The sequence below is a fragment of the Acidisphaera rubrifaciens HS-AP3 genome (genome assembly GCF_000964365.1).
In the GTDB taxonomy this organism is placed as follows: domain Bacteria; phylum Pseudomonadota; class Alphaproteobacteria; order Acetobacterales; family Acetobacteraceae; genus Acidisphaera; species Acidisphaera rubrifaciens.
This window is the reverse complement of record NZ_BANB01000186.1, coordinates 1-3711: the sequence shown is the minus strand read 5'-3', so window position 1 is coordinate 3711 and position 3711 is coordinate 1. Positions and strand designations below refer to the sequence as shown.

Sequence of the window (3711 nt, the reverse complement as noted above, 5' to 3'; positions counted from 1 at the left end):
GCCCGCCTATGCCGCGGCATGGGAGCCGCGGCTCGCCGCCGTCGCGGCCGGGGGCATGGAAGCGGTGCTGTCCGGCACGCTCGACCGCTGGCTCTCGCCGGCGACGCAGGCGGCGCGCCCGGCGCTGCGCGCGCGCCTCGGCGACGCGATCCTGCGCACCGATCCCGCCGGCTATGCCGGCTGCGCGCGGGCGATCCAGGGCCTGGCCCTCACGGACGATCTCGCGCGCATCGCCTGTCCCACCCTGCTCGTCGCGGGCGGCGCGGATGCCGGCATCCCGCTCGACGCGATGCGGGCGATCGCCGCGGCGATTCCCGGCGCGCGCCTCGCCGTCGTCGCGGACGCCGCCCACATCGTCAATCTCGACCGGACCGACGCCTTCGACCGCGCCGTGGACGGCTTCCTCGATCCCGCCGCCTGAGGCCGCCGTTTCCGCCCGCGCCGCGCGCACGCTAGGGTGCGCGCGCACGGAGGTGGACCAGCATGGGCGGACGGACAGGATCGACACGCGCGCGGCCGGGCGAGAAGCCTGCGCCGCGCCGTCGCCTCGCGCGCGAGGCGCGCGAGCGGCAGATCATCGACGGCGCCATCCGCTTCTTCGCCGAACACGGCCTCACCGGCAACACGCGCGAGTTGGCCGAGCGATTGGGCATCACCCAGCCGCTGCTCTACAAGTATTTCCCGACCAAGAACGACCTGATCGAACGGGTGTTCCAGGAAATCTTCTTCCAGCGTTTCGATCAGGGCTGGACCTCGCTGATCGGCGACCGCGCCCGCCCGCTCGCCGACCGGCTGGGCGAGTTCTACCGCCGCTATGCCGGCGCGACCTATACCTATGAGTGGATACGCCTCTATCTGTTCGCCGGCCTCGCCGGGCGCGACATCAACGCGCGCTATATCGGCCACGTGGAGCGCAACGTGCTGGAGCCGATCTGCAACGAGATACGCGCCTATTGCGGCCTGCCGGACCGCGGCGTGATCCCGATCAGCCGCGCGGAGCTCGATCATACCTGGGTATTCCACGGCGGCCTGTTCTATTACGCGATGCGCAAGCACATCTATCGCGCGCAGATCACCGGCGACTTCGAAACCCTGATCGACCGCTCCGTCGCCGCGATGCTGGAGGGGCAGCGCCGCGTCACCGAACGCGCCCTGGCCGAGGCGGCGGCGCCGTCGCGCTCGGTCGCCTGATCCCTACGCCGCATCCGCCTCCCGCCGCGCCGCGAGCGGCGCGACCGCGTGATACGCGCCGCCATGGAACAGCAGCGGCCGTCCGTCGCGGTGCGCGAGGCGCTGCACCCGGCCGATGAAGATCACATGATCACCGGCTTCGACCGTCTTCTCCGTGCGGCACTCGAACCGCGCGATGCAGCCGTCGAGCAGCGGACAGGCGCCGAGGCCGGTGCCGCACGACAGTCCCGCGAACTTGTCCGCGGCGGGGGCGGCGAAGCGGCGCGACAAATGATGCTGATCGGCGCCGAGCACGTGCACCGCGAACCACCCGGCGCCGAGAAAGCCCGCCAGCGACGGCGCGCCGCTGCGCAGCGACCACAGCACCAGCGGCGGATCGAGCGATACGGAGGCGAAGGAATTGGCCGTCAGACCCTCCGCGCGGCCGCTCTCGCCGCGCGTCGTCACCACCGTCACGCCCGTCGCGAAACGGCCGAGCGCCGTGCGCAGCGCTTGCGCGTCGGCGCCTTTCGTCAGATCCAGATGTGTGTCGTCGGTTCCGTCCACGGCGCCCGCCTGCCTGCCTCGTCCACCAAAACTAGGACGTGCGCGCGCGGCGGTCCAAGGACATGATCGCCTGGGAGGCATCAGGTTTGGTGATGACGCTCGCCGACAGCCTGCGCGACATCCGCTATTTCGTCGCCGTCTACGAGGAACGCTCTTTCACCGCCGCGGCGGAGCGCGAGGGCGCCACGCAATCCGGCGTCTCGCAGCACATCCGCAAGCTGGAGGCGCGCGCCGGGATGGCGCTGTTCCTGCGCGGGCCGGCGCAGGTGCAGCCGACGCCCGCCGCCGACCTCTATTACCGCCACTGCGTCGAGGTCTTGCGCCTCAACGACGCGGCGGGGCAGGCGCTGCGCGTCTACGCGGGCGGGCTCGACGGGACATGCAGCATCGGGCTGATGCCGACGATGACGCGCTGCGTGCTCGCCGGCGCGCTGGTCCGCTTCCACGAACGCCACCCCAACGTCATCGTCCGCATCGTGGAGGCCTACAGCGCCGCCCTGCTGCAACAGGTCCGCACGGGCGACGTTGCCTTCGCCATCGTGCCCGCGGGCGGCGACATGCACGGCCTGCGCGCGCAGCCCTTCGCGCGCACGCCGGAACTGCTGGTGACGGCGGGCGGGGGGGCGGATCATCGCCGCCCGGTGCGCCTCGCCGACCTGCCGCCGCTGCGCATCGTCACGCCGGCGGCGCAGAACGCGCGGGCGCAGACGCTGCGCGCCTACCTCGCCGCGAGCCGCGCGCGGATCGCCGCGACGATGGAACTCGACACCATGTTCGCCACCCTCGATCTCGTCGCGCGCACCGACTGGGTGGCGATCCTGCCGGGGGTGCTGATGGCCTCCGACGCCGCCCCCGGCCGCTACACGATCCGCCCGCTCGCCGACCCGCCGCTCGCCCTCGACCTGGTGGCGGTGCAGGCCTCCTCCCGCGCCCTGCCGGCCGCCGCCGCCGCCTTCCTCGCGGTGCTGGCGGAGGAGACGGCGCGGCTCGGCGCGGTGTGGGACGACGCCGCGCCGTGACGCCTACAGGACGCTGGAGAATCCCTCGTCGGCCAGCACGCAGGAGCCGTGCATCGCCCGCGCCGCGTCGGAGGCGAGGAAGGCGATGATGTTGGCGATGTCCTCGGCACTCGAATAGGTCTGCCCGCTCGGCGTGCGCGCCGCCATCGCGTCGAGGAACGGCTTCAGCTCCGGCTTGGTGCGTATGTCGTGGTTCATCGGCGTCTCGGTGTTGCCGGGTGCCACCACGTTGACGTTGATGCCGTGCGGCGACAGCTCCTGCGTCAGCGCGCGCGTCATCATGATCACCGCCGCCTTGCTCGCCGAATAGACCGCATAGCCGCCCAGCGCCGTCATCCCGCACACCGACGCAACGTTGACGATGCGGCCGTAGCGCGCCGCCTTCATCGTCGCCGCGACCGCGCTGATCGCGTTCCACGTGCCCTTGACGTTGATGTCCATGGTGCGGTCATAGGCGTCGTCGTCGGTCTCGCCGACCGGCGTCGGATAGAACACGCCCGCGCTGTTCACCAGGATGTCGATGCGGCCGTAATCCCGGCACACCGCGTCGATCACCCGGCGCAGCGCGGCGCCGTCGCGCACGTCGGCGGCATAGGCGCGCGCCTGTCCCGGCAGCGACGCCGCGACGCGCTGCGCCTTCTCCACGCTCGATGACGCGAGCACGGCGACCGACGCGCCCTCGCGCGCCAGCACCCGCGCCGCCGCCTCGCCGATCCCCTGTGAGCCGCCGGTCACCACCGCCACCCGCTTGTCGAACCGCATGTCCCGTCTCCCCCGTTTTCTTATGTTCGCCGTTCAGGCGCCGAGCAGCCGGCGCAGCTTGCGCACCGCGCTGTCCGGCGTCGTCAGCACCGGCCGTCCCGTGGCCGCCGCGACCGCATCCGCCGCCCGCGCGAGGCTGAACTGCGCGAGCGCGATCACGTCGCAGTCGTCCAGCGCCGCCGCCGCCGCCGCC

At 72.4% G+C, this 3711-nt stretch carries 5 protein-coding genes; 3 read left to right on the top strand and 2 right to left on the bottom strand.

The window, feature by feature from the left end; genetic code table 11:
* Together B8460_RS06740 and B8460_RS06735 are read left to right on the top strand one after the other, a co-directional pair.
* Positions 1 to 421 (top strand): alpha/beta hydrolase (locus B8460_RS06740; RefSeq protein ID WP_048860816.1); only part of this gene is annotated, 421 nt, incomplete at its 5' end.
* Between the two features lie 62 nt (positions 422 to 483).
* Entirely contained in the window at positions 484 to 1191 is a 708-nt protein-coding gene (locus tag B8460_RS06735; protein WP_048860815.1) for a TetR/AcrR family transcriptional regulator, read from the top strand.
* A 3-nt stretch (positions 1192 to 1194) separates the two neighbouring features.
* Here B8460_RS06735 and B8460_RS06730 read toward each other — a convergent pair whose 3' ends face one another.
* Positions 1195 to 1737, bottom strand: a complete 543-nt coding sequence (locus tag B8460_RS06730) for a flavin reductase family protein (RefSeq protein ID WP_241771133.1) — start codon at positions 1735 to 1737, stop codon at positions 1195 to 1197.
* 38 nt (positions 1738 to 1775) lie between these two features.
* On the opposite strand from B8460_RS06730, the gene B8460_RS06725 reads away from it, so the two are divergent.
* The gene (locus B8460_RS06725) at positions 1776 to 2756 is read left to right on the top strand and encodes a LysR family transcriptional regulator (protein ID WP_241771132.1); all 981 of its coding nucleotides are present in this window, start codon (positions 1776 to 1778) and stop codon (positions 2754 to 2756) included.
* Positions 2757 to 2759: 3 nt separating this feature from the next.
* On the opposite strand, the gene B8460_RS06720 is transcribed toward B8460_RS06725, so the two are convergent.
* Positions 2760 to 3518 carry an SDR family NAD(P)-dependent oxidoreductase gene (locus B8460_RS06720; protein WP_048860813.1) on the bottom strand — a complete coding sequence of 253 codons (759 nt, stop codon included), beginning with the start codon at positions 3516 to 3518 and terminating at the stop codon, positions 2760 to 2762.
* Between the last annotated feature and the right edge of the window lie 193 nt (positions 3519 to 3711).

Excerpts from the sequence above, each read along its gene's own strand:
- B8460_RS06735 (WP_048860815.1), top strand. The coding sequence starts at position 484 with ATGGGCGGACGGACAGGATCGACACGCGCGCGGCCGGGCGAGAAGCCT.
- B8460_RS06720 (WP_048860813.1), bottom strand. The coding sequence starts at position 3,518 with ATGCGGTTCGACAAGCGGGTGGCGGTGGTGACCGGCGGCTCACAGGGG.